We start from the raw sequence: 25,232 nt of genomic DNA on the forward strand, positions 1-25,232 counted from the left end.
TATTTATTTAATAAAAAATCTAAGCAGTAAAAAATATATAAACCCACTTATGACAAGTGTAAGAAGCGAATCTATGTAAAAATTAACCGGAAATATAAAAAAAGCCAAATTATATTTAAAATAAGCAATCAATAAAAGAATACCCAGGATTAATCCTAAATAGTCCCAAAGTGACAGCACAAAGACCAGCACTAATGAGATTATAAACTGTACTACAAGCACAAAGCAAAGAAAGAAGTATTTACCATACATTTCATAACGGTCAAAAACAGCCGAAGCAAGGTCTTTATAAAGCAGCTTCTGCGTGATTAAACGGTATTCAATGGAAAGAATATCTTTGAATATTTTAACAGGATCATAACCTATGATATAACTCGCTGTAAAAAGAGCCAGTACAATGACAGCCAATACCACGAGATTAAGGATTTTAATCCTTCTTTTATTGTATGCCGCTTCTGCATCATCTACTGATACAGGGACAGGAAGTTCGTGGGTTTTAAAGGTGATATAGCTTCCTAAAGGAACATATCCAAAGTTTATTTTGATCCCGTTTTTCAGATAATATTTGTACAGCGGTTTTCCAAAAGAGATGAACATACCGATTTCACCCACATTTTTCCTAAAAAGAAGATTATTGGTATAATATGATATTATGCAAAATAAAAACAGATAGGTTCCTGCAGCCAGGCCCATTGTTACGGCCGAACTAATTTCCATTCTCACTCATTTTTAATTCTCTCCAGAAAATATCTTTATGTAGCCCAAACTCCGCGATCAACAGTTGATTGATGTATGGAATTTCGGCCAGTCTGTAGGATTTTTTTTCTACAATCCTTTCCAGATAGAGTTTCCGATAGGTTTTATCTTTTAATTCTTCTTCCCAGTTGATGTTTTCAAGATCCAGATCAAATCCAACTCCTGAATAATGAAACTGAAGGAGGATATTTTCCAGCATTTTGATCAACGGGTCTTCCGGATCGGCAGATTGTAAAGCAGAAATCGTCTGTGGTAAAAACCGCAGTGACAGGTCCGCCGATAATAAGGCTGAGACATTTCTTTTGCCATTAAACGGAGGAATTAATTTGTCAAGATTCTTCGCTGTATCTTTCCTGATCAGGTATAACTGTGCGCTGTGATACAGAATTTTTGCCGCCCAGACAGCTGTTTCACGGTCACAGCTGATCTGATCGGATAAAAACTCCAATCTTTCTTTTTCAAATTCGGATTCGAAATAATCAGCAGCCTCCTGTTCTTCTTTTTTAGAGATTTCATAAAGATCTGTGAAGATTGTAATACATTCATCCTTCCGAAGCAGAAATAAGGTATCTAAAAATGCGGATTTGTTTTCCATCATTGAACAAAAATAAAATTATTTCTCTGAGAATAAAATTTTTTAGGAATATTACCTGTGAATGGTCAATTTTACTGCGCAAGTCAATGGTGAATTGAAACAGCGTAAAAAATTCACAAGCAAAGCGGATTCACTATTCACCATTGACATTATCCCTATTCCGTTATTTCGAGAATATTACCCTCCGGATCCAGAATCACACTTTCATAATAACCATCTCCTGTTGTACGGGGTTCTCCGGCAATCCGGTATCCGTCATTTCTTAAAGTTTCTGTAAGCTGGTCCACTTTTTCATGGCTTCCTGTTGAAAAAGCCAGATGTATAATTCCATACTTCTGTGCTTCAAAAGAGTTTTCGTTTTCCTGAATATCCGATTTAGTCATTAGTTCAAGACGGCATCCGTTTTCAAAGCTTAAGAAATAGGATTCAAAATTCTTTACCGGATTATGGTATTTTTTATTGGAAACTGCTCCGAAATATTTCTGATAAAACATTCTGGATTTTTCAAGGTCTTTTACCCAAATAGCAATATGTTCAATTTTCATTTTTAAAATTTTTATTTATCATACAAAATTAGCTTCCGGGATATTGGGGAACCTGCTCTGTATTATGCTATCGTTGCTCCGGATTTGCAATGTTATTGTTGTGAATGGTCAATTTTGCTCCGCAAGTCAATGGTGAATTTATAAGCGTAAAAAAATTCACAAGCATCGCGGATTGACTATTCACAATTGACGACACATAATTCACATATTTAGTATCTTTGCCCACATTCAAAATAAAATTATGAGTATTCACATCAGTGCAAAAAAAGGAGAAATTGCTAAAGTAGTATTACAGCCGGGGGATCCGCTTCGTGCACAATATATTGCTGAAAACTATTTGGAAGATGCTAAACTGGTAAGCAAAACAAGAGGAATTTTTTATTATACCGGTCTTTATAAAGGCAAAGAAATTACTGTAGGGGCCAGCGGAATGGGATTCCCAAGCATCGGAATCTATTCTTTTGAGTTATTCACCGAATATGAGGTAGACACGATCATCAGAATCGGAACCTGCGGAGCTTATACTACGGATCTTAAACTTTTTGATATTTTAAATATCGAAAATGCGGCCAGCGAAAGTACCTACGCTAAATACGCCTGGGAAATTGAAGACGAAATCCTTTCTCACCAGGGGAATATCTTTGGAACGATCAACGAAACCGCTAAAGAGCTTTCTCTGGATGCTAAAGCGATCAATGTACACAGCAGCGATATTTTCTATAGAAAAGATCCTAACGTTCCTGCTATCGCGACTAAATACAACTGTCCTGCAGTAGAAATGGAAGCTTTCGGATTATTTGCCAATGCCCAGCATTTAGGAAAAAATGCAGCCACGATTCTTACCGTTACTGATATTATTCCTACTCACGAAAAGATCTCAGCCGACGAAAGGGAAAAAGCCCTGAAGCCGATGATGGAACTGGCTTTGGAAGCAGCTTTGAAAAGTCTTTAGAAACTGTATTCATCAACAGACTGACTGTTTCTGATCTGGCTTGATATTTAAAATAAACGCAAAGTTTGAATAACCTGATATTTTATTTTGAGAAGGCAAAGAGGTGTGACTTCGTCGCTGATGAAGCGGTGTGATAACGTCCGTTTCATTGAATCAATACTTCTTAAATCTACAATATTAATCATGAAACTTTGTGTTGCAGAAATAAAAGAGCTTTACTTTATGGGTAGAGCTCTTTTTTATATTCTGAAAAAATTCCTGGCCGTTTCTGTTGTTTCATCTGCAACTTCAGCAATACTGATCTTCTTCCAGCGGGCAATCGTTTGTGCAACATAGGGCAGATAAGATGGTTCGTTACGGCGGTTCTGTGTTCTCGGCATATTTTTCGGAAGCATAAACGGAGCATCTGTTTCAATCATCATCCGGTCCAGAGGCGTATATTTGAGTACTTCTTCCAGATGACTGAATCTTTTCTCGTCACTTATTGCTCCGGTAAATCCTAAATAAAAGCCTTTATCCAGATAAATTTTCGCTTCTTCCAGAGTTCCTGTAAAACAGTGTACAACAGCTTCCGGCAGTCTGGAAAGATATTCGTCTGTGATCTCATTAAATCTTTTAAAAGCTGATCTTTCATGCAGGAAAAGCGGTTTATTAACCTCAACAGCCAATTGCAGCTGTGCTCTGTAGCATTTTTCCTGAACGGGTCTTGGAGAAAAGTCTCTGTCGAAATCCAGTCCGCATTCTCCTACTGAGATAACATGATCCAGACTCAATAGTTTTCTGAGTTCGCGTATACTTTCTGCATTGAAAGATTTAGCGTCGTGGGGATGGACTCCCGCTGTGGAATATAAAATTTCAGGGTAATCTGATGCGATTTCTGCGGATTCTTTGCTTCCTCTTATGCTGGTTCCGGTAAGGATCATGTGGTCTACTCCGTTGTCCAGGGCGCGGTTGATGATTTCGTCGTGCTCGTTGTGGAATTGTTTATTGGTCAGGTTAATGCCAATGTCGATGTATGTGTTCATAATATTTTTGTTTTTTTTAATTTCTTTTGTCTTGAAATCGAAGATTCGACGTAGTCAAACAAAAGAAACAACAATTCAAGACTTGGAAGCCTTCGCTAAAAATGATTTCTGTTCTCTAAAAATTCTAAAACTTACGCGAATTCGTGGTGGCTTCTTCGCGGCAGAGGTGGTCTCACGCTTCGAACAGTAGAATTTTTTTGACGTTCACAGGAATCATTTTTTTAACGCTTAGGCTTCCTTGGTCGGGTTGTAATTTGTCGTTTAATGAAATGACAGCTTCTATACTTTTGTTTCTTTTCTTAATTTGTTTTTTCGTTTAAAAAGACAGAGCAGACAGGATTTGAACCTGTAAACCTCCTTGTCGGGATCGTTTTTCCGCTTAAACTACCGCTTCTGTCCTATGATTATGCTTCTGCTTCCAGAAGGCTGAAATATTCTTCGGCGGTTAAAGGTCTTACAGTTCCTTCCGGACGGACTTCCTTTTTTAATTCACAGATCAGCACATCGCCCTGCCTTTTCAGACATTTAATATGGGGGATGATATTTTCGTGAATCCTGAAGGTAGATGCTATTGCAGTTAGTGCATTATCCTTATACCGAGATTCTATCCACAGCCAATGTTCTTCAGCAGTAGAGGGACACCAACATTTCACGGCATAAGACTGTCTTTCTCTTCCCCATAAAGACAATCTGAACTTTTCGTTCTCCACTTCATATACTTCGTAATAATTGGTTCTCTGTATCTGGTTTTTATTTCCGTTTTCATCATATTCAAAGTAGTTGACCTGAATTTCGTCCTGACAGATTTTTTTTGCGTCAAGCTTTTTCATTAATGTTCCCACTCCAAGATAGCTGAAACAGAAGAGCCTGAAATCCCTGTCGTAATGGGTAAAAAACTCTTCATAACGGATTGGATCTGTTTTAGTCCATATTCTTTCAATCTGACGTAAAACTTTTGTAAAGTTGGGTGAATTGTAGTTGGTCCATTCTCTTTCGTATTCACGGGTGACAAAGTTCTGAAAGCTTTTGTGCCGTAATTTTAAAATAGAAACCAGCTTTTTAAGCGGATAGCTGAAACAGTTATACATTATTCCCGCATGCAGTGTTGCAATGTAACACTGATCTTTTGAAACAAACAGGTTTTCTTTTACATTAAAATGGATACGTTCTGCAAAGTCTTCGAAGCCATCATTTTCATCATACAGGTAGTTTCCTATCTTTTTTAATGAAGGCAGTTTTGAATTTTTCTGCTTTTCATTCACCAAAGATCCAATATACTCCAATGATCTGAAATTAAAGCTTTCGCTAGAATTTACATAGCCATTGATCTTCTTTAAATGATTGAGTTCACAGTATTTTCCCATCAGTAAATCTCCCACTTCCAGTATATTTTCTGCCAGAATCTGATGGGTATTCAAACTTCCTTTTACCTTCTGCAGTTCTATCATATAACAGGTTTCAAATCCATAGTTCTGAAGGTTTCCGTTTATTTCTCTCAGGAACGGAAACTCCGCGCCTGCATGCTGTCCGATCAAAACACTTCCTGATTTTTCCAGAAACGGGAATGAAACATAAGAATTATTATTGATCTCGATATTCCCTGATATTTCCTCAAGTTCCGGAAAGGAAACTCTGGTTTGGTCTATTTTCAGATTTCCTATTATTTTTTTCAGGACCGGAAAATCGTAATTGAAATGAGCCTGTGTCTTATCCCGGCATTCTATTTTTAACCGTCCGTGGATATATTCAAGATTGGGAAAAGAAACGTTTTTACTGTAGATAGTAATTCTTCCCCGGATTTCCCGATGGCCGAAAATGATATTATTCACCAGAATATCGATGTTAAAATTCCCGTCTTTAGGCAGGGCATCAACCTGATATTGGTGGCTAATCTCAATGACCTTTCTTCTGTCTGTCAGTTTTCTGCTTCCTGAATATACTTCGGCATTCTTTACCTCGATGCTACCGCCTATTTTTATCGGATCTTTAAATCCAAAATCAACGATACATTTGAAATTTCCGTTTACTTTTTCCAGTCTGCCCAGTTTTGCGGAATAATGCATTGCCAGATGACCTTCTATGGATTTAAGTTCCGGAAGTACACAATTTTCGGCATCTATAGAAAGATTCCCCCGGATATTCACCAGTTCCGGAAGGCTGCATCCTTCTCCCCTCAACAGCAGGTTGCCATTTATTTCTTTGAAATCAAGGGTCATATTTTTACCATAGATCTCTAGGGATGCATATTCATCAAAACGGATATCCTTCAGGTCTTTGTTTGAGAATATTTTATATCTTTTTATGGGATCAGTCGTATGCATTTTCGTTGATCTGTGTTATAGGATTGTATTCCTGCTGGATATATTTCACAAAATATTTACTTTCTACACGAAGCATCTTATGTTCATTATGTGTAATAAAAGCATCATCCTGAATAAAGAATGTTTCCGTGCTGTCGTTACGGTCGATTACTTTATAATCCGATGTTTTCATTGTATGCTGATTGCTTGTTTTTTCAAGACAGTACTCCTTGTAACCTTTTGTATGTTCTTCCAGTTTTGCAATTTTTTTCGTGCTGACTGGCATTATTTTCAATTTCGATGCTGTTACCGGATTTTCTTCATAAATTGGAGTTTCCTTCGGCTTTACAGGATCTTTCACCGATTTTTCACTTCTGACAATCGGAGCCGGAGTATAAATTTCATCAACAATTCGGAAAAAAAGCAATAGATTTTTAAGCATAACATCATTTTTTAAAGTAAAAGAAAACCGGGATCGAACCGATAATGTACTCTTTAAGAATAAGTTTTTCCAGATTAAACTATTTCTTTTACTGTTTTAATTGGGAGATAAACGGGATTTGAACCCGTATTCATTCGGGGTAGGAATACGTTTTTCCAGTTAAACTATTATCTCCGGGGTTAAAAGGAAGTACAGCAGGATTTGAACCTACAACCTCGTCCATGCTGCGGACGTATTCTTCTTGTTGAACTATGTACTCCTGTGAAACGTGCGGGAGTCGAACCCGCATCCTCTGGCGAGGAAAGCAAGCGTTCTTCCATTGAACCAACGTTTCGTTTTTTGGGAGATAAGCAGGATTCGAACCTGCAATTCATCTTAGCAAAATGTGTTTTTCCAATTATTACTACTATCTCCGTCTGGTTTTACCAGGTATGAATTTTATAATTTTTCAGCAGCACCCCGCTGAAGCAATTCCCTTTGATTCCTTCTGCCACCGGATGCAAAATTCTTGCGGCTCCGTCTACAGAATCCAGCGGCGGAATATACCCCTGTTCAAACTGTTTTTTTCTTAAACTTTCCTTTGCGCCTGTAGAAATCCACCCTACGTCCACCGCACTCATATAAATCTGATCTTTTTCAAATTCTTTTGCAGAAGTAAGGGTCATCATATTCAAAGCGGCCTTCGTCATATTGGTATGCGGGTGAAAAACCGTTTTATTTTCGTAGCTGAAAATTCCTTCTGATGAGGTGACATTGATGATGAACTTTTCTTTAAACAAAGAGTTTTTCATTAAAGGTTTCAGTTCCTTGATCAGAAAATACGGAGCAATATGATTGATGAGGTTCACTTCTACCAGTTCGTACATGGAAACTTCTTCCAGTGTTGAATTCCAGCTTGTTTTCTCACGGTTATCCACCGGCTGTCCGAATCGGGTCAGAGCAATCTGTGACTCTTCATTTTCTGCATATTCCAGCCTCGCAATCTCCTTTGAAATTTCTGTCCGGTTTGGAATGAAATTCGGAATATTTTTAAATTCCAGTTCTTTTTCTTTTTCCTTTTTGATGATCGGAAGGTAGTATTCATCAGGATATTTGATGGTTTGGGCTGCATTATTGATCAATATATCCAACGTATCAAAGCTCGCTCTGTAAAAATCTACGAATTCCTGAATGGCATTTAAGTTTCTTAAATCCAAACCATATATCCAAAGTCTGTCCTTCCATTCATTGTAATCTGCTTCCTGCTGCAAAGTTTCCAGTGCCAGTGCGGGAAAACGGGTTGTCAAAACCAGATTGGCTCCGTTTCTCAGCAGCTTCAACGCGGTGGCAAAGCCTACTTTTACTCTTCCTCCGGTAAGAATGGCATTTCTTCCGGTAAGATCCGCTGTTTGAAAACGTTTTTCATAGTTTTCTCCGGCACATTTCGGGCACAGCCGGGTATAAAAAGAGTGGGCGTACTGATAACTCTGATTACAGCAGTAGCAGTTTTTAGGGATCTGAAGTTTCGTTAATTTCGTTTCGTCTTTTTCATCATCATAAAAACCTGAAACCCCTGCCAGCGCTTTTTTCATAAGTACAGCTTCTGAGCTGATTTCCAGGTCATGCGTTTTCATCCGGGAATAGCTTTCCTGACGGTTCTGTTTTTTCGCATTTTTATGAATCTTCGTGATCAGTCCTGAAAACGTTTTATTATCCGGATTGAGAAAGGGTTCATCCTTCAGGGCATTCAGTACCTTGAGACATGCTTCCCATTCGTTTTGTGAAAATTTTTGCTCCGAAAGTTCCATTGTTTCAGTTTTATATCTGCAAAACTATTTTCTAAATGCGCAATCTTTTTACGCAGCAGAAAAAAGATTGATTATTCGTTAATAAATTTTTCCAGAAACCCGATCAGCTGCCTGCCTCCGTGACTCCACCGGATACCGTGTCCACCTTTTTCCCTGACTTCAAATACCAGTTCATGTTTGTAATGGAAGAAAACGTTCCACCAGGTTCTGTTATCAAGGATATGAGTGATTTTCTCCATCACTTTTTCCTGCTTTTGGCTGTTATTTCCTTTGATCTTGCCCCAGAATTCATCATCCATTCTTCCGACATGCTTTTCCCATGCTCTCTGGGCAATCGTTATTTCACTGTTAAAAGGTTGTCGGCAGGCTTCAAGCAATGTTTCTCTAAGTGGAGGAACCGCATCTTCATTACGGATACTGGCGGAAGTCAGGCGCTGGCCCAGAATATTCAGCCAGTGTTCAAATGAAATTTCTTCGAGCTGAACTGCTTTAACCTCATCTGGATTATTATTTTGGAATATATTCATGAACAGATCAAAGCTGTCTTTTCTGCTGATTTTTATTTCTTCATTAAAATACGGCAGTTCCCAGTCTGATATTTTTTCCTGAAAATTTTGGATGTTATTTTCAAGGTTATTGATATGCTCTTCAGCCAGGATTTCCTGGTATTTTTGTTTCCAAGGATCTGAGAATAAGGGAATGTATGGATCAAGCAGTTTCATTTTAATACATTTTTACCAGGTTTACATCCAGCTTTTCTTCTTCAATCAGGTAATCAATCAGGTTGAACCATGTTTTACAGTGATCCAGAATCCATGCATCTGAGGAAATGGAGATTTCTGTATTTTCTGCCAGAAAATGATCCGGATTAAATTGCAGATCAGCTTCCCAGTTCATGTTATTTTCGACTGCAAAATCAAGAATCATCTGCTTGACTCTTCCGCTGTTGGAAACGGGTTTATCGAAAATCCAGATCAGTTTCTGCACTTCTGTTTTCCGGAAGAATTCGGCAACAAGTTCGAGAACTCTCTGAGTTTGATTGACTCTCTTATAGGTACCATGAACTCCTGAAAGATCACGAAAACAGCCGTCTGTGCCCTTAAAAAGATAAGCACCTGACAATAAGCTTTCCAAAAGAATCACTACATTGAAACCATCCAGATAAACGATTTTACCTTTAAGTTCTGCAGCCTGCAACCGCTTACGCTTCCTGTTTTGGATCTGTTCTTCTGATGCAGAAGCGCCCCGGAATGCCTGGATCTGCCGGGTTTTAAGCCTGTAGCGGTTTCCCGCCAGTTCAGAAGATGCTTTTTCAGCATAGCCTCTACTTAATAGGTACTGCATATCCTGAACAGCCATTTTCAGCTTATCGAGCTGTTTTTCTGATCCGAAGAGGGTATCATCACCTGTATTTTTTCCACGGTTTCTGTTGTTCATGTTCAAAAATAGAATTTTTACAGCAATGAGAAGCTTTTTTCTTTTCTGAAAATGATGAAAGCAATGATGGAGTGTCTGCGAAGCGAAATTCTGGTTTTCATTGGTACTATTTTAAACCATTAAGGTTTTTAAGGTAGACAAGGGCGTAAACTTAGTGAAGGAATACAAAGATTACCTTCAGATATTTTGTATTTTTATCGGAAATACACTTCTGTTATGAAAAAGATTTCTTCAATTTCGTTTTTTCTCTTATTTTTTTCTTCTACCCTGTTTCTTTTGAGCTGTGAATATAAGGTGAAAGGAAACGGCTCCGGTGCAAAGGAAGCTTCTGAAAAAAAGACTTTGAAAAATGTAAAGGACTTTGATGAGCATACGAAAACCATTCATGTTCTTGTGGCTTTATGTGATAATAAGTACCAGGGAATAGTACCTGTTCCTGAAAAGATAGGAAACGGGCAGGATCCTGATCAGAATCTTTATTGGGGTGCCGCTTACGGAATCCGTACTTATTTTAAGAAAAGTAAAGAATGGAAGTTTTTAAAGTTGGAGAAAAAGGATTCTGTACGAATGGAAAGGCTTGTATTTCAGAATACATCAGATAAAAACTATTATCTGGTGGCAGATGCCTATGATGGCCAATATATAGAAAACTGCACAAGAGATTTTTTCTACAGCAATTCCGGCCAATTAAAGGAGGTTGTCAATATTAACGGAAAACGGATCGGAATCTATGGAAATGCAAAGATGGTTTCTTATGTCGGGCATGACGGGCTGATGGATTTCCAGTTATCAGAATCTTTTAAAAACACAGATGGAAAAGTCAGGGACTGTATTATTTTAGCCTGTTACAGCAAGAAGTTTTTTTCACCTCAGCTAAAAGATACGCGTGCCAATCCTTTGGTATGGACTACCCATCTGATGGCTCCTGAAGCTTATATTCTGCATGATGCCCTGACAGGTTATGTAAAAGGTGAATCCGGGGAACAGATCAGGACCCGAGCAGCTTCGGCCTATTCCCAATATCAGAAATGCAGTATGAAGGCGGCCAGAAATCTGCTTGTAAGCGGGTGGTAATCTTTTGATTTCTCAGCTTTATTGAGAAATCAATAACTCCAATAATCGTGAGTGATATTTTTTACAAAAAAAGAGATATTTGATACAACATTTTGATGATCATAAAGGGATAAGTTTGCAAAGATTTAAAAATCCAATTATGAATACATTGAAAAAATTATGTTACCTGTTTGCAGCCGTGTTTTTTTCTGCTGCTTTTGTATCGTGCTCTGATAATGATGAGATTATCACTGAGCAGATAACTCCCTCACAGACTCTTGCTTCTACTCCATGGGAAACTACTGGGGCTAAAGACAGAAACGGACAATCCGTAGACCTTAACAATGCCAGCGTAAACGGCTATGTAGGTTTCGCTTACTTCAAAAGTGACGGAAATTTTGTTATTTATGGGCTTAATGACGCCATCAGATCAAGAGGAACATGGTCTGTAGACGCTTTGGGAACCAAGAGAACCATTACAGCATTAAATCCGGATGGAACCACGATTTTCACTCGTGATGTAGAGATTCTTGTTCTTAACCGAAATGAATTTACGTACAGAATCCGTCCTAATGCAGCGGATCAGTCTATCTATTATGATATTATCCACACAAGAACTTCGCATGCTGAGCCTGCTAACGGGCAGCTTACGCTTGCTTCTACTCCATGGGAAACTACGGGAGCAAAGAACAGCAGCGGACAGCCGGTAGCTTTAACTGATGCAAGTGTAGCCGGATTTGTAGGGTATTCTTATTTCAAAGCTAACGGAACATATGCTATTTACGGATTAAATGATGCTCCGAGATCAAAAGGTACATGGTCTATTTCTCCGGACGGAAAGAAAAGAACCATCACGGCTTTGGATAATAACGGGAATGTGCTTTTCACCCGTGTTGTTGATATTCTTACGCTGAACAGCAGTGAATTTACCTACAGAATTACTCCTGATGCAGCGAATCCTTCTGTATACTATGATATCATCCACACCAAGGTGAATCACAACGAACCCCATTAAAACATAGATATTTTTTAAGTTAGTTGATGATGAATGGTGAAGCCTGCTCAGAGGAGCAGGCTTTATTTTTTTATCCGGGGGCTACCAACAATTTTCCCACCATTTTTCCCAATTAACTTTTCCCAGCTGATCCAGATCTGTTTTTTCACCGATCATGGGAAGGGTTATCGGCTGGTTATTTTCTTCAGCATATTTTGAAACCATCTCCAGGGGTTCATACCATGGATGCTGGGCCAGCTTAAATTTTGAATTATGAACAGGAATAAAGTTGTCTGCCTTCAGTTCTTTTACTTCCTGAATGATCTGTTCAGGCATACTGTGAATATATGGCCATTTTTCGTTGTATTGTCCGCATTCCATAATAGCCAGGTCGAAGGGCCCGTATTTTTCTCCGATTTCGGAGAAATGGTTTCCGTAACCGCTGTCACCACCGAGAAAGAGAGTTTTAGACGGTGTTTTTAAAACAAATGAGATCCACAGGGAAATATTCCGGTTGAGCAATCTTCCTGAAAAGTGTCTTGCCGGAGTAACCGTAAGGGTAAAACCTTCTGCAAGGTCTGCACTTTCCCACCAGTTTTTCTCAATGATCTTCTCAGAAGGCCATCCCCAGTATTCAAAGTGTTGTCCGGTTCCTAATCCGCATATTATTTTTCCTGTTTTGTCTTTCAGCGCCTGAACGGTTTTATAATCCAGATGATCCCAGTGATCGTGAGAGATGAGCAGAAAGTCTATATCCGGCATATGTTCCGGCTTGTAATAATCTGCTCCCGGAAATGCTTTTATAGACCCCGGCATTGGTGATGCATTCCCACTGAACACCGGATCTACCAGAAACTTTTTACCATCAATCTGGATAAAATAGGAACTGTGGCCGAACCACACGAGCACATTTTCTTCCGGCTTGAGATTTTTAAGGTCTGTTGTGATAAACGGAAGCGGAAATCCCGGAGTGGTATGCTCTACTTTGCACAGGCTGTTCAGGAGGGCTTTGGTCATGCTTTCGCCTTCCAGTAAAGCGGGTGTAGGAAGTATATTCTGAAACCTTCCGTTGAGATAGTTGGGAAGGGTACTGAAGTATTCTTTTCTTTTTTCATCGGGGAACTGCCCGAGTTGTTTTACTAAATTCATTGCTGTATTTTTTTTACATTCTGAGCCTTTCTTCTTCCAGATCAAGTCTTGTGAGATAATGTCTTATGTATTCTTCGTCGATATGGGAATTCCTTCTGTTTTCTTCCCGGAGCCAGGTTCTCTGCTGTTCCAGGGTTTCAAAATAAATTTCTTTGGCTTCATCGGAAAGTTTGTGGGTAGAATCTTCTTTATCTTCCTGTTCCCAGCGGTCCATCAATCTATTGAAATATTCGTTTTCACTGCGTCTTTCTTTATAGTTTTCATTGAGGTAGTTTAAGGCTACACGACGCATTCCTTTTCTTAAAAAGTGTTCCGATTCTTCTTCAGACATGTAACTGCTTTCTGATTCAGACAGTTTGAGTTTTTTTATCAATGCAGGCAGTGTCAGCCCCTGAACAATTAATGTTATTAAGATCACTACAAAGGTAATGAAGAGGATGAGATCACGATGCGGAAAAGGCTGCCCGTTTTCCATCATTACCGGAATTGACAATGCTGCAGCTAAAGAAACTACCCCGCGCATTCCGGTCCATCCCATGAGTACGGGAGCTTTCATTCCGGGGTCTCTATCTGCCACGTTGATAAAGTTTCTCATAATCAGGGTAACAAATACGGCTCCGAAAGAAGCCAGGAAACGAACTATAATCAGAACCGCCGTAACCAGTACTCCATAGCCGACCGCTTCAGACAGACTGATTCCTTCTTTGTTTAAGCCTACCATAATTTCCGGTAAATCCAAACCGATCAGCAGAAATACAATTCCGTTGATCAGAAATACAAAACTTTCCCAGACATTTGATCCTTTCAGCCTTGATTCTGAAGTACGGAATATTTCATGCCTGCGGACAGAAAGGTATAGTCCTCCGCTTACCACCGCCAATACACCGGAAGCATGAACTTCCTCTGCAGCAATATACATGACATAGGGAGCCACCAGACTTAAAATAGCATCCATATTAACATCAGTAGGAAATATTTTTTCAATTTTTAAAAATAAAAATGCCAATACTAATCCTATTCCTAATCCTCCGAATATCATCCATCCAAAGCTTAAAGCAGCTTCCTGCCACACAAATTGTCCTGTAGCAACCGCTACCATTGCAAACCGGAAAATAATCAGAGAGGAAGCGTCATTGAACAGGCTTTCTCCTTCCAGAACCGTGGATACATTTTTGGGTACTTTTACAAATTTCAGAATAGCTCCGGCACTCACGGCATCGGGTGGAGAAACAATTCCTCCCAGCACAAATCCTAACGCCAGTGAAAATCCGGGAATGTAGGAGTTGGCTACAAAAGCCACTGATATGGCAGTAAGAAATACGACAATGAAAGCAAAACTGGTAATGATGCGCCTCAGCTTCCATATTTCTTTCCATGAAACGGCAAAGGCAGCTTCATACAGCAAAGGTGGCAGGAAAATAATAAAAATAAGCTCGGGATCAATTCTCAGAACAGGTAAGCCGGGAATGAAACTGATCAGAAGTCCGGCAATCACTAAAATGATAGGATAAGCCACTTTCAGCCGGTTGGCCAGCATAACTGAACCAATAATGACTAAGACCAGCCCCAGGTAATAAATAAAATTCTCCACCATTGTTTTTTAATTTATTTTGAACCCAGTCGTCTTTTAATTTTATAAAACCGGATTTTTTCTAAATAAATATAAGAATTGACAGGAAAGTATGGAAATATTTTTTGGATTAATCTGAGTTCGGATTAAGGAGTAGATGGAAGAAGTAGGCTGGAAATTACTTTGAGTTATAGGTATTGAAAGCCACCAGAAAATCAAATTAAATAAAAACAGGGTGATAAAAATGCGGCCTTTTACACAGCCGCATTTTCAGTTTAAAGATTTTCTCTGAAAAAAGGAATTGCTTTTTCCATTGCCTGTCTTACGGGCTCAGGCTGGTCATACAGATCGTAATGGGAATATTCTTTTATAACCAGTAATTCTTTTTTCCCGGATGCGGTTCTTCTTATGATCTCGTATCCGTCTCTGTAGGCACCGAAACCTCCGGGTTTATCTCCTATTACCACCAAAATCGGTTATATTAATAATATTTCGCTTAAATAGAATGCATCCCAGCCCATTCCTGCGCCCATACAGAAATATACTGCACTGGTTGCTCCACCCGGAGCCTTCCCTCTTGGGGTTTTATAATAGTCTGTGGCTTCAAGGACATCTATATCTTCAATTCCGGCCTGTTTTCCGGCTTCTACTGAATCAGGAAGCATATTGATAGTCAGCAGATCTCCACCTCTGACTTCTGCGGAACGCCGAGCGGTAACATTATTAAGAACTTCCATAGGACTTCCGCCGGCAAAACCGTCTCTTAATAAGCTCTCCAATATTCAGCAAAATTAAGAAGTTTATCCGGAAGGATACAAATTAAGGAAAAACGGATACATTTTACGGTTTATATCATTTCAGCTGTCCGGAAAAATACAATACTACTAGTAAAAAAATCCCAGCGAATGCCAGTATTCCAAATATAATAGCGACAGAGAACATCACTAATTTCCAGAATGCTTTCGGATCAAACTGAAAGGTTTCCGGATGGATGCAGAATTCTCCATATATCCGCGGATCAACTTTCAGATCCGGTCTGAAATGTCTGATTCTTTGTATAAAACCTGCTCTCAGGGCTCTGCTGTTTTTGAGTGAATAAGACAAAGCCGGATCGAGATTGTTAAAATTAATTTTTTCGTATCCGGTGTCTGTAAATACTGCAATAAGATAGGTCTTATTCTGGCTGGTCAGCTGTACATCATAGGTATCCGGAAGGTTAAGGTTTCTGATCCGGCTGTAAAGCACCTCATCTGTGGTTCCGTCTGCTTTTTCATAATGAATTCCCTGGTCATCCACCACAATTCTTTTGATCCTGTTTTCTGCGTTTCTTTTTATATGCCGGGATAAAAAAAAGAGCCCGGTGCCCCATATAAAATAATATATAATGGCTCCTGCGATAAAAACGATGGACCATTCAGCAAAAAGCAAAGGAAATATGGACAGTATTATCAATAAAGAGAGCAGGAACGCTCCGGCAAAAATCCTTATCAGCCAGGTCATTGTCCAGTTAGGTCTGGATACCAATACGGGAAATCCTTTTCTCATCTCATCTTGCATCTGATTAATATACTGAAAATTTCTGAGAAAGTTTAATTAGCAGGTTCAGGATACAGATGTTTCCCCCAAGCCTGAATATCTCTCTGCCTGAGATCTGAATGAAAAAGCTCATTAAATTCTGTAACAATCCGGCCGACCGCATTAGGATCTGTTGTTCTGATCCGTGTTTCATAGTTTCCTTTGAGCCCGCTTCCTGTAAAATTCAGGGATCCCATGTAGGCAATCTCATCATCGATGATATAAATTTTGCTGTGGATAAAACTGCTTCCTGAATCGGAAACAAAGACTTTAAAAGGAAACAGCTGCCGGTAATGGTAATTGTATATTTTTTTCGTTTTTATTTTGGTGAGGTAGTAATTTCTGATGAAAAATAAGATCAGTAAAGGAAAGAGACCGTACAGTATTTTCAGATCTTTCATAGAATACAGCAAAACAATCAGTAAGGCTGCTGATCCCAGCATGATGTAAAGTAGCATTTTCTCCAGACTTATCCAGCTGTTGCGGACGGCCTGTGCATGTTCATCAACGACCCGTTGCTGAATAATCATTTTATGAATATTTTTTTCGTATTCACCGTAAAAATCTTCAATGTTATCTGTTGTGATCAGGTTTACCTGAATCCCTCTTGATCTTAAAGCAATAAGCTGTCTTACCAGGTGCGCCGATAAATAAGGGGATACGATTTTCACATTTTTTCTGGCATAGGAAATATCTTCAAGGAGTTTTTTTCCGGCTCCACGGCCTATATAGATATCACAATTTGCACCGCTATAATACATAATTCTTCAAATAATGAATTAATATACACATTTTAAATAAATCTGGACTGTTTCAGGAAAAATTCTTCTGTATCAGAAACTGATGAGCAAAAAAACACTCACATTTCTGTAAGTGTCTGCTTTTTTATTGACAGGAATGAAATCAGTTCAATATTCCATTCATTTCTGTTAAGATTACGGGTTTCCCGTCTGTGATCAGGATGGTATGTTCATGCTGTGCCATATATCCGCCTTTGTTTCCCACCATTGTCCAGCCATCATTTAGCTCTATGGCAAGATTAGACGTTGTGGAAATAAACGTTTCAATGGCAACGACTGAATTTTTCTTAAACCTTCTGGTATCAAAACGGTTTTTATAGTTCATTAATTCATCAGGCTGTTCATGCAGACTTCTTCCTACTCCGTGTCCGCCAAGGTTTCTGATCACTTTAAAGCCTCTTTTTTTGGCTTCGGTTTCCATCAGGGCCCCTATTTCTGCTATTTTTACGCCTCCTTTTATATTACTGATCGTTTTCTGTAAGATTTCTCTGGAAGCATCCACCAGTTTCTGATGTCCGTGAATATCATTCCCCACAACAAAAGATCCACCGTTATCTGCCCAATATCCGTTCAATTCTGCCGAAACATCAATATTAATCAGGTCTCCTTCTTTCAAAACTCTTTGATCAGAAGGAATTCCGTGGCAGAATTCATTGTCTACACTGATGCATGTCCATCCCGGGAACCCATACGTTAAATAAGGTGCCGATTTAGCGCCGAAATCAGAAAGGATTTTTGCTCCGTACTCGTCAAGATCTTTCGTTGTCATTCCGGGCTGGGCATAACTGATCATTTCCCTTAAAGTAAAGGCAACTGCTTCACTCACTTTCTGCATTCCGGTCAATTCACTTTCGTTTGTTATAGACATAATGGTGGTTTTATAGATGGAACGGTTTGTTATCCGTTCAGAACGACAAAGTTAAGGAATTAATCTGTTTTGGACAGGATTGAGTTGATCACCCCCTCATCTCCATAATAAGCCTCAATAGCATCATGGATATCTTCTCTCAGCGTTTGACTGTCTGGAAATTTGATTAACAATCTTTTCAGACCTTCAACCCATTCTTTATTCTGAAGCTGGTAAGAAATTGCTTCAAAACGCGAAGAGATCCATTCCAGTGTATCAAGATCAAGCTCATTAAGCGCTGTTATTGCGCCTGATACATCAGAAAGCATAAGCTCACTAATCAAATCTTTATCCGTTGAAACAGTGGGATCATTCACATGCTTCTTTTAAATTCCCTGAACGATTTCTGTGATTTTTGTTTTCATGGTATTTTCCCGCTAAATTAACCAAAATATGTTCTGAGTGGTGAATCCTTCTCAAATTGAATACAATTATTTTTAAAGAAAAGACACTCATTTGATATGAGTGTCCGATCGGTCAATTATTCAGAAAATATCCATAATGAAGTTAAAACGTTACAAAAACACGTCATCAGTATATGATCTTTTTAATCAAAAAAAGACTTAAAGACTATGATTTAGATAAAGATTTGAACTCTATACAAAAAATCAAATTTAGAAATTTAAACAGACTCTTAGAATTTATAATTAAATCCAAGGGAATATACCTGATCATTTTTGGCATCAAACGGAAGCCTTCCCGCCGCATAGCTTGCATAGAATCCGGAAGTGGTCTGAAGTGCCATTACAAAATAGTTCACAGAACTCAGTCCGGCTGCTTTAACGGAAGCAGGAGCGTCTATTTCCTGATAAAAACGATAATTGGCATTGAAGAAAATATTCTCCTTCTTTATTCTCGAAATAAAGGTTCTGAAACCCGTTTCTATCCTGAATCTCGGAAAAGGATCCTTATTTCCGGTGAGGCTTTCACGGACAAGATCTTTATTGGGAATCACATAATCGCATCCGATCTGTAAGGTAGGAACCGTTGAACCGTATACTGTAAAAGTCTTGTCTGCGCCTGTAATCAATCTCAGCAAAGCAAACGGGTAATCCAGAATATTCAGCTTTGAGAGCAGGCTTGAATTATCCCAGCCTTTGGCTCCTAAATCAATCATAAGTCCGGGAGTGAATTGAGTTTTTGAAAAATCCTGATTGGATTCAAAAGCAAATTTAGGTGACAGACCGTAATAAAACTGATCGGAAAGCTTAAGGTTATTTCCGAACTCGTCCCATAATTTGAGGGCTTCAGGGCTTTTCATGTCTTTCATCGCCACCAGTTTATCTTCAATTTCGTTCAGTCTGGTAAAAACTTCTTCATCATTTTGCCGGATAACACCTCCGCTGAAATGGGTATAGCTGTAGTTAACTTTCGTTTCCAGAAAATTATTGGGATTGGCATCTTTGTTAAATGCTACATTCCCTTTGGCAGAAAGCCCGAAAGTATGCGAAACTCTATGATTCTCTTTTTCTATAAACTTGGCATAATCAAAATTAAAATCATAGGTAAAACCTAAAGAAGTGGTAGCGCTGTCTTTTGACTGAAAAGTTTTAAACGCGATATTCAGGTCATTGAGGAACTTAAATTTATTATTCTCACTGATGTAGCTCTGCTTAATAAAGTTCTGCCACAGTGCATTGTACAATTCAGGATTTTTGATGATTCCGTTGAGGATGGTTTTAATGTCTTCTTCACTTTTGTTATTGGCTTTTAAGACGGTAACCAAATCATTAATTTGTTTGTCCGATACTTGCTGGGCATTCAGAAAACCTCCTGCCAGACTGAGAATTAATATAATCAGATTTAAATATAGCTTTTTCATGATCATTGGTTTTTAATTATTTTATTCTCCCCAGAATCTGTAAGCATCATCCACAGCTTTGGCCAGATCTTTTACCATTTTGGTATCATCTGTAAGAACTTTAACCATACTGTTTATGGCTTTTGTCCTCGTCATTTTATCTTCATATTTCGCTCCCCGGCCAACCCTGAACACATTGTCCAGCTGATCTGCAATCATCTTCGCATCCAGCTTCCGGAGTTCTGCACTTGCTAACGGATTGTAATAGGTAAGATCGCTCATCACCAGATCTCCACTATCGTTAAAATTGGTGGATAACTGTTTCATAATATAAAAGGTAGACCACAAAGTGGTACATGCTCTGTTGTTAGGTGACCAGTCTGCCATAAGATTAAGTTTTTAGGTATTAGTGTAGTATAAATTGGGTCAAATGGGTATCAATGCTAATACTTCTGATGAAGTATTACTGAAAGTTCGCGCCTGGTTGTCTGCAACCCTCTCTGTTTAATTCTCTAATCAAATGTAAGCAGTTTGTAAGGAATCTGAAATACCCTGTTGGGGTTATTTGTGGGTGGTTTGAAAAGTGTAAAAGTTGTAGATTTATTGTGATGGGGAGTAATAATAAAAAACGCTCACATGATGTAAGCGTTTTTTCGTGGTCCCACCTGGGCTCGAACCAGGGACCACCTGATTATGAGTCAGGTGCTCTAACCAACTGAGCTATAGGACCTCAAAATTTGGTTAAATTTTGTGACTGCAAAAATAGCAAAATTTATTTCACTACAAAATTTTTTATTGCTTTTCTTGACACAATTCTACCAGCACTCCATTGGTAGATTTAGGATGAAGGAAGACAACTAATTTATTATCAGCACCTTCTTTCGGTTCTTCTGAGATAAACTGAAATCCTTCTTTTTTTAGTCTTTCAACCTCTGCAAGGATATTTTCTACGCCAAAAGCTAGGTGATGGATTCCTTCGCCTTTTTTATCGATAAATTTGGAGATCGGGCTTTCCGGGTTGCTGGCTTCCAGAAGTTCTATTTTACTCTCTCCGGTTCCATAGAAGGAAGTAACCACTCCTTCCCTTTCCACAGTTTCCTGTTTATAGGACTCTTTTCCTAAAAGCCTGGCAAAAAGGTCGTCAGAAACGCCTAAAGATTTTACGGCAATACCAATATGTTCTAGCTTCATAAATACTAATAAATATAATTAAATCGTAAATTTGATACCGGAGCTAAATTTCAGGTATCAATTCAAACAAAAGTACTAAATTTGCACAACTTATGGAAAGTAACAGACAAAGAAAAGTAGCACAGATCATTCAGGAAGACTTCGCGGAGCTTTTCCGCAAACAGGCTTCAGAAAGCAAGCAGAGTATTTTAGTATCCGTTTCAGATGTAAAAGTAACGGCAGATCTGGGTATTGCTAAAATTTATTTAAGCATTTTCCCGCAGGAATTTCGTGCTGCAGTTATGAAGGAAATTGAAGAAAACAAACCTCAGTACAGAAATTTTATCGGCCAGAAAATGGCTAAACAGGTACGTATCATTCCACAGCTTAACTTTTACCTAGACACCGCTCTTGACGACGTTGAAAGACTTGAAAGAGAATTAAGAGGCGAAGGCGACAATCCTGTTTTATAAGAATTTTGAAGAATATTGCATTTTACATAGCATCCAGATACCTTTTGGCTAAAAAAGGCAGTACTGCCGTTACGTTCATTACGTGGCTTTCGGTAGGTGCCATGATGGTTGCTGTGACTGCAATGTTCGTTATTATCTCCGTTTTTTCAGGACTTGAAGACCTCAATAAAGATCTGATCTCCAATCTTCATGCGGATCTTACCCTTAAAAGCGTTTCAGGAAAGACAATAAAAGATCTGGATAAGGTAAATACTACCTTAAAGAACAACAAAGCGATCAGCAGTTTTTCCCGTATCATTGAAGAGAAAATATACATCAGCTTTCGCGGGAAAGGCGATATTGCCTATCTGAGAGGAGTAGATTCAGCCTATACTAAAGTTAATCCGATTGATAAAGAAGTCATCTACGGAACTTATCCGAGTTTTAAATACTCCAATGAAGTGTTCATGGAAACCAATCTGGATAACAGACTTTCTATTCCTGTAGATTCTTCCGACAATTATGCTACAGTATTTATGCCGAAACCAGGAACCGGGATCATTAACAAAGAAGAAGATATTTACAACAAAAGAGATATTCTTGTTACCGGACTTTTTCCGGGAAAAGAACAACTCGACAGCTATATCATTGCTCCTATTGAGCTCACCGAAGAACTGCTTAATCTTCAAAAAAAATCCGCGTACGAGATTGTTATCAAATTAAAAAATCCGGACAGCGCCGATGCAGTTAAGCAAAACCTTCTCAATATCCTTGGAAAAAACTTTGAAATAAAAACCAAGGAAGAAGAAAATGCAGCTTTCTGGAAGATGATCAACACAGAAAAAATGTTCATTTACCTGATCTTTGCGCTTGTTATCTTCATTACGACTTTCAACCTGGCCGGAGCCATTATTATCCTTCAGCTGGATAAAAAAGAACAGGCCAAATCCCTTATTTCATTAGGATTCCCATTGAGCCATCTGAGAATGACTTATTTTTATACAGGGATTCTTATTGTAATTTCAGGTGTTATTTCCGGATTGCTTCTGGGAACCATCCTTTGTTATTTCCAACTCTATACAGAGTTTTTCAGAGCCAACTCTATCCTCCCGTTCCCTGTAAAAATTGTCGGGAAAAATTATTTCATTGTAGCCCTTACCGCTTCCCTGTTCGGGATTGCTATTTCTTGGTTCTTTTCAAAAATAAGCAAAGAGTATATTACTAAAAATTAACACGTTTCGTTTTCATTTTTTTGTACCTTTACGCCCCTTAATTTTTTAGAAATGAAACGAATTCTATCCTTTTTAATGCTGGGCATTTTGTTTATCAATGCTGCAGCACAGGCACCTGCCGGTTATTATAATAATGCTGCAGGCCTAACAGGAGCTCCCCTTAAGACAGCCTTAAAAACCATCATCAAGAATGGTCATCAGGACAAAGGTTACAACGGTTTATGGACAGCTTACGCAACTACAGACCGGGATTATTATTATGATAATGATGGGAAAATTCTAGATATTTACTCTGAAAACCCTTCCGGCCCGGATCCATACTCATATACCTTAGGAACGAATCAGTGTGGAAACTACAGCGCTGAAAGCCATTGCTATAACAGAGAACACATTGTACCGCAAAGTCTTTTTAGTGAACAGAGTCCTATGGTTGCGGACGTTCATTTTATCCGCGCTACCGATGGAAAAGTAAACGGGATGAGATCCAATTTTCCTTTCGGGAAAGTAGGAACAACTGCAAGTTTCACTTCTATGAATGGATCTAAGTTAGGTAACTCTGTATCTCCGGGATATTCAGGAACAGTATTTGAGCCGATTGATGAATTCAAAGGAGACGTTGCCCGAATGATTTTTTATTTTGTAACAAGATACGAAGCAGAACTTCCTTCTTTCAGTTCAGGAAATATGCTGGGCGGATCTGCATTTCCGGGACTACAGCCGTGGGAACTGAGCCAGCTTATGGCATGGCATGCTATGGATCCGGTTTCAGATGCTGAAAGAGGAAGAAACAATGCTTCATATACTTATCAGGGAAACAGGAATCCTTTTATTGACAATCCTGCTTATGTTGAAATGATCTGGGGAAGTCCGGTTCCTGATAATCAAGCACCGACCGCTGCAACCAACCTTACAGCACAAAACCCTACTTCTAACACGATTTCTTTAAGCTGGACTGCTTCTACAGATAATATCGGAGTAATAGGTTATGATGTCTATGCTAACGGAACATTAAAAACCACAGTATCCGGAACCTCTACAACTGTTCCGGGATTAACACCTTCCACACTGTACAACTTCTATGTTATTGCAAGAGATGCAGCAGGAAACTCTTCCCCTCAAAGTAACATTGCAAGTGAAACAACTTTAGCCGGACAGTCCGGAGGAAATACAAGCTGTGGTACAGAAAACTTCAATAGTATTGTAGGAACAGATAATGGTTATGACATCAGAACCTGGACCAATAATAATATCACCTGGACTGCAACAGATACCAAAATAGACGAGAAAATTAATACAACCAGAGCCATCACTATCAGAAACGGAACGTTGACCAGTACAACCATATCCGGAGGTATTCAGACGTTAACACTGACTACCCAAAGAAGATTCAGTGGTTCAAACAACACTGTAAACGTATTGGTTAATGATGTTGTAGTAGGTACTATTCCATATAACCAGACTGCAACAACAACAGTTCTTAACATTAATGTTGACGGAGATGTTGTCATCAAGTTAACCAACCCTAGCTCCAACAGAGTTACCATGGATGACTTAAGCTGGACATGCTTCGGTGCATTAGGTACTTCCGAAATTAAAAAAGATAAAACTGAGTTCACCATCTACCCTAATCCGGTAAAAAACAATGAACTGTTTGTAAAAGGTGAAAACCTGAGCAAAATTTCAAAAGCTGAAATCTATGATCTTTCAGGAAAGCTTATTGAAGTGATCGCTAATCCTTTCAAAAACTCTAATAAGATTAACCTTAAAGGACTTGTTAAAGGAAATTACATTCTGAAAACGGATAGTTTCTCTACAAAATTCATAGTAGATTAAACTTGAAAAATATTTTACAACAAAGACCGATTTATTCGGTCTTTTTTTTATTTTTGATTCATGGATTCCAATAAAAAATTAGGACTTATAGGAAAGAATATTTCCTATTCCTTTTCCAAAAAATTCTTTGAAAATAAGTTTCAAAAGCTGATGCTTCAAGACTATTCTTACGATATTTTTGACCTTAATGATATTCATGAAGCTGAACAACTCTTCAACAACCCGGAACTCTTAGGCTTTAATGTTACCATTCCTTACAAAGAAAAAATCATCAATTATCTGGATGAACTGAGTGATGAAGCCGAAAAAATAGGGGCAGTTAACTGCGTACTGATCCGCGACGGAAAAAAGACGGGTTACAATACCGATGCTTTCGGATTCGAAAAAACCCTGCTTCTGCATAAAAAGACCCATCACGACAAAGCCCTGATCTTAGGAGACGGCGGGGCAGCAAAAGCGGTGAAGTATGTTCTGGACAAACTGGGAATCCCCTCCATAACCATCTCCAGAAAATCTGAAATTACGTTTGATACGCTAAGCAAAGAAACCGTACAGGAACATAAAATTATCGTTCAATGTACACCGGTAGGAACTTTTCCCAATGTTGAAGACTGTCTGGAATTTCCTTTTGACGGACTTTCAGCGGAACATCTTATCATAGACCTTATTTATAATCCCAATTACACCCAATTCATTATAAAAGCATCCGAAAAAGGAGCAAAAACAGTGAACGGCTACTACATGCTTGAACAGCAAGCAGAAAAAGCCTGGGAAATTTGGAATTTTCAAAAAAAATAAACTAAATTAGTACTCAAATTGGCTTTGAGGCTATATAGAAAGGATATTAACGCCACTCA

The 25,232-nt window shown here is 38.7% G+C and carries 27 protein-coding genes and 5 tRNA genes; 7 read left to right on the forward strand and 25 right to left on the reverse strand.

Going from position 1 to position 25,232, the window contains the following annotated elements; genetic code table 11:
• Positions 1–3: 3 nt before the first annotated feature.
• The 3 genes from J2Y40_RS19215 to J2Y40_RS19225 all read right to left on the reverse strand — a co-directional run bounded on the left by J2Y40_RS19215 (position 4) and on the right by J2Y40_RS19225 (position 1,896).
• Positions 4–717 carry a hypothetical protein gene (locus J2Y40_RS19215; RefSeq protein WP_310000793.1) on the reverse strand — a complete coding sequence of 238 codons (714 nt, stop codon included), beginning with the start codon at positions 715–717 and terminating at the stop codon, positions 4–6.
• On the reverse strand, positions 707–1,354 hold the full coding sequence (locus J2Y40_RS19220) for a hypothetical protein (RefSeq protein ID WP_310000795.1): 648 nt from the start codon (positions 1,352–1,354) through the stop codon (positions 707–709). Before J2Y40_RS19220 ends, J2Y40_RS19215 begins: the two co-directional genes overlap by 11 nt.
• 152 nt (positions 1,355–1,506) lie before the next feature.
• Complete coding sequence (locus tag J2Y40_RS19225; protein ID WP_310000796.1) at positions 1,507–1,896, reverse strand: VOC family protein; 390 nt, start codon at positions 1,894–1,896, stop codon at positions 1,507–1,509.
• 241 nt (positions 1,897–2,137) lie between these two features.
• On the opposite strand from J2Y40_RS19225, the gene deoD reads away from it, so the two are divergent.
• Complete coding sequence (gene deoD, locus J2Y40_RS19230) at positions 2,138–2,848, forward strand: purine-nucleoside phosphorylase (RefSeq protein WP_153398180.1); 711 nt, start codon at positions 2,138–2,140, stop codon at positions 2,846–2,848.
• Positions 2,849–3,087: 239 nt separating this feature from the next.
• Here deoD and J2Y40_RS19235 read toward each other — a convergent pair whose 3' ends face one another.
• The 10 genes from J2Y40_RS19235 to J2Y40_RS19280 all read right to left on the reverse strand — a co-directional run bounded on the left by J2Y40_RS19235 (position 3,088) and on the right by J2Y40_RS19280 (position 9,839).
• Entirely contained in the window at positions 3,088–3,873 is a 786-nt protein-coding gene (locus J2Y40_RS19235) for a TatD family hydrolase (RefSeq protein ID WP_310000798.1), read from the reverse strand.
• Positions 3,874–4,198: 325 nt separating this feature from the next.
• Positions 4,199–4,267, reverse strand: a tRNA-Cys gene (locus J2Y40_RS19240).
• A gap of 10 nt (positions 4,268–4,277) precedes the next feature.
• Entirely contained in the window at positions 4,278–6,194 is a 1,917-nt protein-coding gene (locus tag J2Y40_RS19245; protein WP_310000800.1) for a hypothetical protein, read from the reverse strand.
• The gene (locus tag J2Y40_RS19250; RefSeq protein ID WP_153398175.1) at positions 6,181–6,615 is read right to left on the reverse strand and encodes a hypothetical protein; all 435 of its coding nucleotides are present in this window, start codon (positions 6,613–6,615) and stop codon (positions 6,181–6,183) included. The genes J2Y40_RS19245 and J2Y40_RS19250 overlap by 14 nt, the downstream gene beginning before the upstream one ends.
• A gap of 103 nt (positions 6,616–6,718) precedes the next feature.
• Positions 6,719–6,789: transfer RNA gene (locus tag J2Y40_RS19255), tRNA-Gly, on the reverse strand.
• An 88-nt stretch (positions 6,790–6,877) separates the two neighbouring features.
• A tRNA-Gly gene (locus J2Y40_RS19260) sits at positions 6,878–6,949 on the reverse strand.
• A gap of 8 nt (positions 6,950–6,957) precedes the next feature.
• Positions 6,958–7,028 (reverse strand) — tRNA-Ser (locus J2Y40_RS19265).
• 9 nt (positions 7,029–7,037) lie between these two features.
• Positions 7,038–8,402 (reverse strand): SDR family oxidoreductase, encoded by a 1,365-nt coding sequence (locus J2Y40_RS19270; RefSeq protein WP_310000803.1) that lies wholly within the window; start codon positions 8,400–8,402, stop codon positions 7,038–7,040.
• A gap of 71 nt (positions 8,403–8,473) precedes the next feature.
• Positions 8,474–9,124 carry a hypothetical protein gene (locus J2Y40_RS19275; protein ID WP_153398172.1) on the reverse strand — a complete coding sequence of 217 codons (651 nt, stop codon included), beginning with the start codon at positions 9,122–9,124 and terminating at the stop codon, positions 8,474–8,476.
• A 1-nt stretch (position 9,125) separates the two neighbouring features.
• Complete coding sequence (locus J2Y40_RS19280) at positions 9,126–9,839, reverse strand: DUF434 domain-containing protein (protein WP_153398170.1); 714 nt, start codon at positions 9,837–9,839, stop codon at positions 9,126–9,128.
• Between the two features lie 216 nt (positions 9,840–10,055).
• Here J2Y40_RS19280 and J2Y40_RS19285 point away from each other — a divergent pair, with 216 nt between their 5' ends.
• Both J2Y40_RS19285 and J2Y40_RS19290 read left to right on the forward strand, forming a co-directional pair.
• Positions 10,056–10,913 (forward strand): hypothetical protein, encoded by an 858-nt coding sequence (locus J2Y40_RS19285; RefSeq protein ID WP_310000805.1) that lies wholly within the window; start codon positions 10,056–10,058, stop codon positions 10,911–10,913.
• A gap of 139 nt (positions 10,914–11,052) precedes the next feature.
• Complete coding sequence (locus tag J2Y40_RS19290; RefSeq protein WP_231128732.1) at positions 11,053–11,907, forward strand: DUF4822 domain-containing protein; 855 nt, start codon at positions 11,053–11,055, stop codon at positions 11,905–11,907.
• Between the two features lie 81 nt (positions 11,908–11,988).
• On the opposite strand, the gene J2Y40_RS19295 is transcribed toward J2Y40_RS19290, so the two are convergent.
• The 12 genes from J2Y40_RS19295 to mce all read right to left on the reverse strand — a co-directional run bounded on the left by J2Y40_RS19295 (position 11,989) and on the right by mce (position 20,879).
• Complete coding sequence (locus J2Y40_RS19295) at positions 11,989–13,035, reverse strand: MBL fold metallo-hydrolase (protein ID WP_310000807.1); 1,047 nt, start codon at positions 13,033–13,035, stop codon at positions 11,989–11,991.
• 13 nt (positions 13,036–13,048) lie between these two features.
• A complete protein-coding gene (locus J2Y40_RS19300) occupies positions 13,049–14,629 on the reverse strand; it encodes a Na+/H+ antiporter (RefSeq protein WP_310000808.1) in 1,581 nt (526 codons plus the stop codon).
• Positions 14,630–14,880: 251 nt separating this feature from the next.
• Positions 14,881–15,075 (reverse strand): alpha/beta hydrolase, encoded by a 195-nt coding sequence (locus tag J2Y40_RS19305; protein ID WP_310000811.1) that lies wholly within the window; start codon positions 15,073–15,075, stop codon positions 14,881–14,883.
• A gap of 6 nt (positions 15,076–15,081) precedes the next feature.
• Positions 15,082–15,384 (reverse strand): hypothetical protein, encoded by a 303-nt coding sequence (locus J2Y40_RS19310; protein ID WP_310000813.1) that lies wholly within the window; start codon positions 15,382–15,384, stop codon positions 15,082–15,084.
• 73 nt (positions 15,385–15,457) lie between these two features.
• A complete protein-coding gene (locus tag J2Y40_RS19315) occupies positions 15,458–16,150 on the reverse strand; it encodes a hypothetical protein (RefSeq protein WP_153398163.1) in 693 nt (230 codons plus the stop codon).
• Between the two features lie 44 nt (positions 16,151–16,194).
• Positions 16,195–16,941 (reverse strand): phospholipase D family protein, encoded by a 747-nt coding sequence (locus tag J2Y40_RS19320; protein WP_153398161.1) that lies wholly within the window; start codon positions 16,939–16,941, stop codon positions 16,195–16,197.
• 142 nt (positions 16,942–17,083) lie between these two features.
• On the reverse strand, positions 17,084–17,848 hold the full coding sequence (gene map / locus J2Y40_RS19325; RefSeq protein WP_310000816.1) for a type I methionyl aminopeptidase: 765 nt from the start codon (positions 17,846–17,848) through the stop codon (positions 17,084–17,086).
• A 59-nt stretch (positions 17,849–17,907) separates the two neighbouring features.
• Positions 17,908–18,204 (reverse strand): hypothetical protein, encoded by a 297-nt coding sequence (locus J2Y40_RS19330; protein ID WP_310000817.1) that lies wholly within the window; start codon positions 18,202–18,204, stop codon positions 17,908–17,910.
• A 317-nt stretch (positions 18,205–18,521) separates the two neighbouring features.
• Complete coding sequence (locus J2Y40_RS19335) at positions 18,522–19,709, reverse strand: hypothetical protein (protein WP_310000819.1); 1,188 nt, start codon at positions 19,707–19,709, stop codon at positions 18,522–18,524.
• 21 nt (positions 19,710–19,730) lie between these two features.
• Positions 19,731–20,075, reverse strand: a complete 345-nt coding sequence (locus J2Y40_RS19340) for a hypothetical protein (protein WP_153398153.1) — start codon at positions 20,073–20,075, stop codon at positions 19,731–19,733.
• Between the two features lie 269 nt (positions 20,076–20,344).
• Positions 20,345–20,418, reverse strand: a tRNA-Ile gene (locus J2Y40_RS19345).
• 62 nt (positions 20,419–20,480) lie between these two features.
• Positions 20,481–20,879: a methylmalonyl-CoA epimerase gene (mce, locus tag J2Y40_RS19350; RefSeq protein WP_310000821.1), complete on the reverse strand. Its 399-nt coding sequence runs from the start codon at positions 20,877–20,879 to the stop codon at positions 20,481–20,483.
• 92 nt (positions 20,880–20,971) lie between these two features.
• On the opposite strand from mce, the gene rbfA reads away from it, so the two are divergent.
• The 4 genes from rbfA to J2Y40_RS19370 are packed head-to-tail and all read left to right on the forward strand — an operon-like array spanning position 20,972 to position 25,173.
• Positions 20,972–21,331, forward strand: coding sequence for a 30S ribosome-binding factor RbfA (gene rbfA, locus J2Y40_RS19355; protein ID WP_153398149.1), 360 nt, complete (start codon positions 20,972–20,974; stop codon positions 21,329–21,331).
• A gap of 5 nt (positions 21,332–21,336) precedes the next feature.
• Positions 21,337–22,542, forward strand: a complete 1,206-nt coding sequence (locus tag J2Y40_RS19360) for an ABC transporter permease (RefSeq protein WP_153398147.1) — start codon at positions 21,337–21,339, stop codon at positions 22,540–22,542.
• Between the two features lie 51 nt (positions 22,543–22,593).
• Positions 22,594–24,375, forward strand: coding sequence for an endonuclease (locus J2Y40_RS19365; RefSeq protein ID WP_153398145.1), 1,782 nt, complete (start codon positions 22,594–22,596; stop codon positions 24,373–24,375).
• A 60-nt stretch (positions 24,376–24,435) separates the two neighbouring features.
• Positions 24,436–25,173, forward strand: a complete 738-nt coding sequence (locus tag J2Y40_RS19370; protein ID WP_153398143.1) for a shikimate dehydrogenase — start codon at positions 24,436–24,438, stop codon at positions 25,171–25,173.
• Positions 25,174–25,232: the final 59 nt, after the last annotated feature.

Source organism: Chryseobacterium sp. 2987, assembly GCF_031456375.1.
GTDB classification, from domain to species: domain Bacteria; phylum Bacteroidota; class Bacteroidia; order Flavobacteriales; family Weeksellaceae; genus Chryseobacterium; species Chryseobacterium vaccae.

Bases quoted from the DNA above. Each gene is read 5' to 3' on its own strand.
- J2Y40_RS19215 (WP_310000793.1), bottom strand. From the start codon at position 717: ATGGAAATTAGTTCGGCCGTAACAATGGGCCTGGCTGCAGGAACCTAT.
- J2Y40_RS19220 (WP_310000795.1), bottom strand. From the start codon at position 1,354: ATGATGGAAAACAAATCCGCATTTTTAGATACCTTATTTCTGCTTCGG.
- J2Y40_RS19225 (WP_310000796.1), bottom strand. From the start codon at position 1,896: ATGAAAATTGAACATATTGCTATTTGGGTAAAAGACCTTGAAAAATCC.
- deoD (WP_153398180.1), top strand. From the start codon at position 2,138: ATGAGTATTCACATCAGTGCAAAAAAAGGAGAAATTGCTAAAGTAGTA.
- J2Y40_RS19235 (WP_310000798.1), bottom strand. From the start codon at position 3,873: ATGAACACATACATCGACATTGGCATTAACCTGACCAATAAACAATTC.
- J2Y40_RS19245 (WP_310000800.1), bottom strand. From the start codon at position 6,194: ATGCATACGACTGATCCCATAAAAAGATATAAAATATTCTCAAACAAA.
- J2Y40_RS19250 (WP_153398175.1), bottom strand. From the start codon at position 6,615: ATGCTTAAAAATCTATTGCTTTTTTTCCGAATTGTTGATGAAATTTAT.
- J2Y40_RS19270 (WP_310000803.1), bottom strand. From the start codon at position 8,402: ATGGAACTTTCGGAGCAAAAATTTTCACAAAACGAATGGGAAGCATGT.
- J2Y40_RS19275 (WP_153398172.1), bottom strand. From the start codon at position 9,124: ATGAAACTGCTTGATCCATACATTCCCTTATTCTCAGATCCTTGGAAA.
- J2Y40_RS19280 (WP_153398170.1), bottom strand. From the start codon at position 9,839: ATGAACAACAGAAACCGTGGAAAAAATACAGGTGATGATACCCTCTTC.
- J2Y40_RS19285 (WP_310000805.1), top strand. From the start codon at position 10,056: ATGAAAAAGATTTCTTCAATTTCGTTTTTTCTCTTATTTTTTTCTTCT.
- J2Y40_RS19290 (WP_231128732.1), top strand. From the start codon at position 11,053: ATGAATACATTGAAAAAATTATGTTACCTGTTTGCAGCCGTGTTTTTT.
- J2Y40_RS19295 (WP_310000807.1), bottom strand. From the start codon at position 13,035: ATGAATTTAGTAAAACAACTCGGGCAGTTCCCCGATGAAAAAAGAAAA.
- J2Y40_RS19300 (WP_310000808.1), bottom strand. From the start codon at position 14,629: ATGGTGGAGAATTTTATTTATTACCTGGGGCTGGTCTTAGTCATTATT.
- J2Y40_RS19315 (WP_153398163.1), bottom strand. From the start codon at position 16,150: ATGAGAAAAGGATTTCCCGTATTGGTATCCAGACCTAACTGGACAATG.
- J2Y40_RS19320 (WP_153398161.1), bottom strand. From the start codon at position 16,941: ATGTATTATAGCGGTGCAAATTGTGATATCTATATAGGCCGTGGAGCC.
- map (WP_310000816.1), bottom strand. From the start codon at position 17,848: ATGTCTATAACAAACGAAAGTGAATTGACCGGAATGCAGAAAGTGAGT.
- J2Y40_RS19335 (WP_310000819.1), bottom strand. From the start codon at position 19,709: ATGAAAAAGCTATATTTAAATCTGATTATATTAATTCTCAGTCTGGCA.
- J2Y40_RS19340 (WP_153398153.1), bottom strand. From the start codon at position 20,075: ATGGCAGACTGGTCACCTAACAACAGAGCATGTACCACTTTGTGGTCT.
- mce (WP_310000821.1), bottom strand. From the start codon at position 20,879: ATGAAGCTAGAACATATTGGTATTGCCGTAAAATCTTTAGGCGTTTCT.
- rbfA (WP_153398149.1), top strand. From the start codon at position 20,972: ATGGAAAGTAACAGACAAAGAAAAGTAGCACAGATCATTCAGGAAGAC.
- J2Y40_RS19365 (WP_153398145.1), top strand. From the start codon at position 22,594: ATGAAACGAATTCTATCCTTTTTAATGCTGGGCATTTTGTTTATCAAT.
- J2Y40_RS19370 (WP_153398143.1), top strand. From the start codon at position 24,436: ATGGATTCCAATAAAAAATTAGGACTTATAGGAAAGAATATTTCCTAT.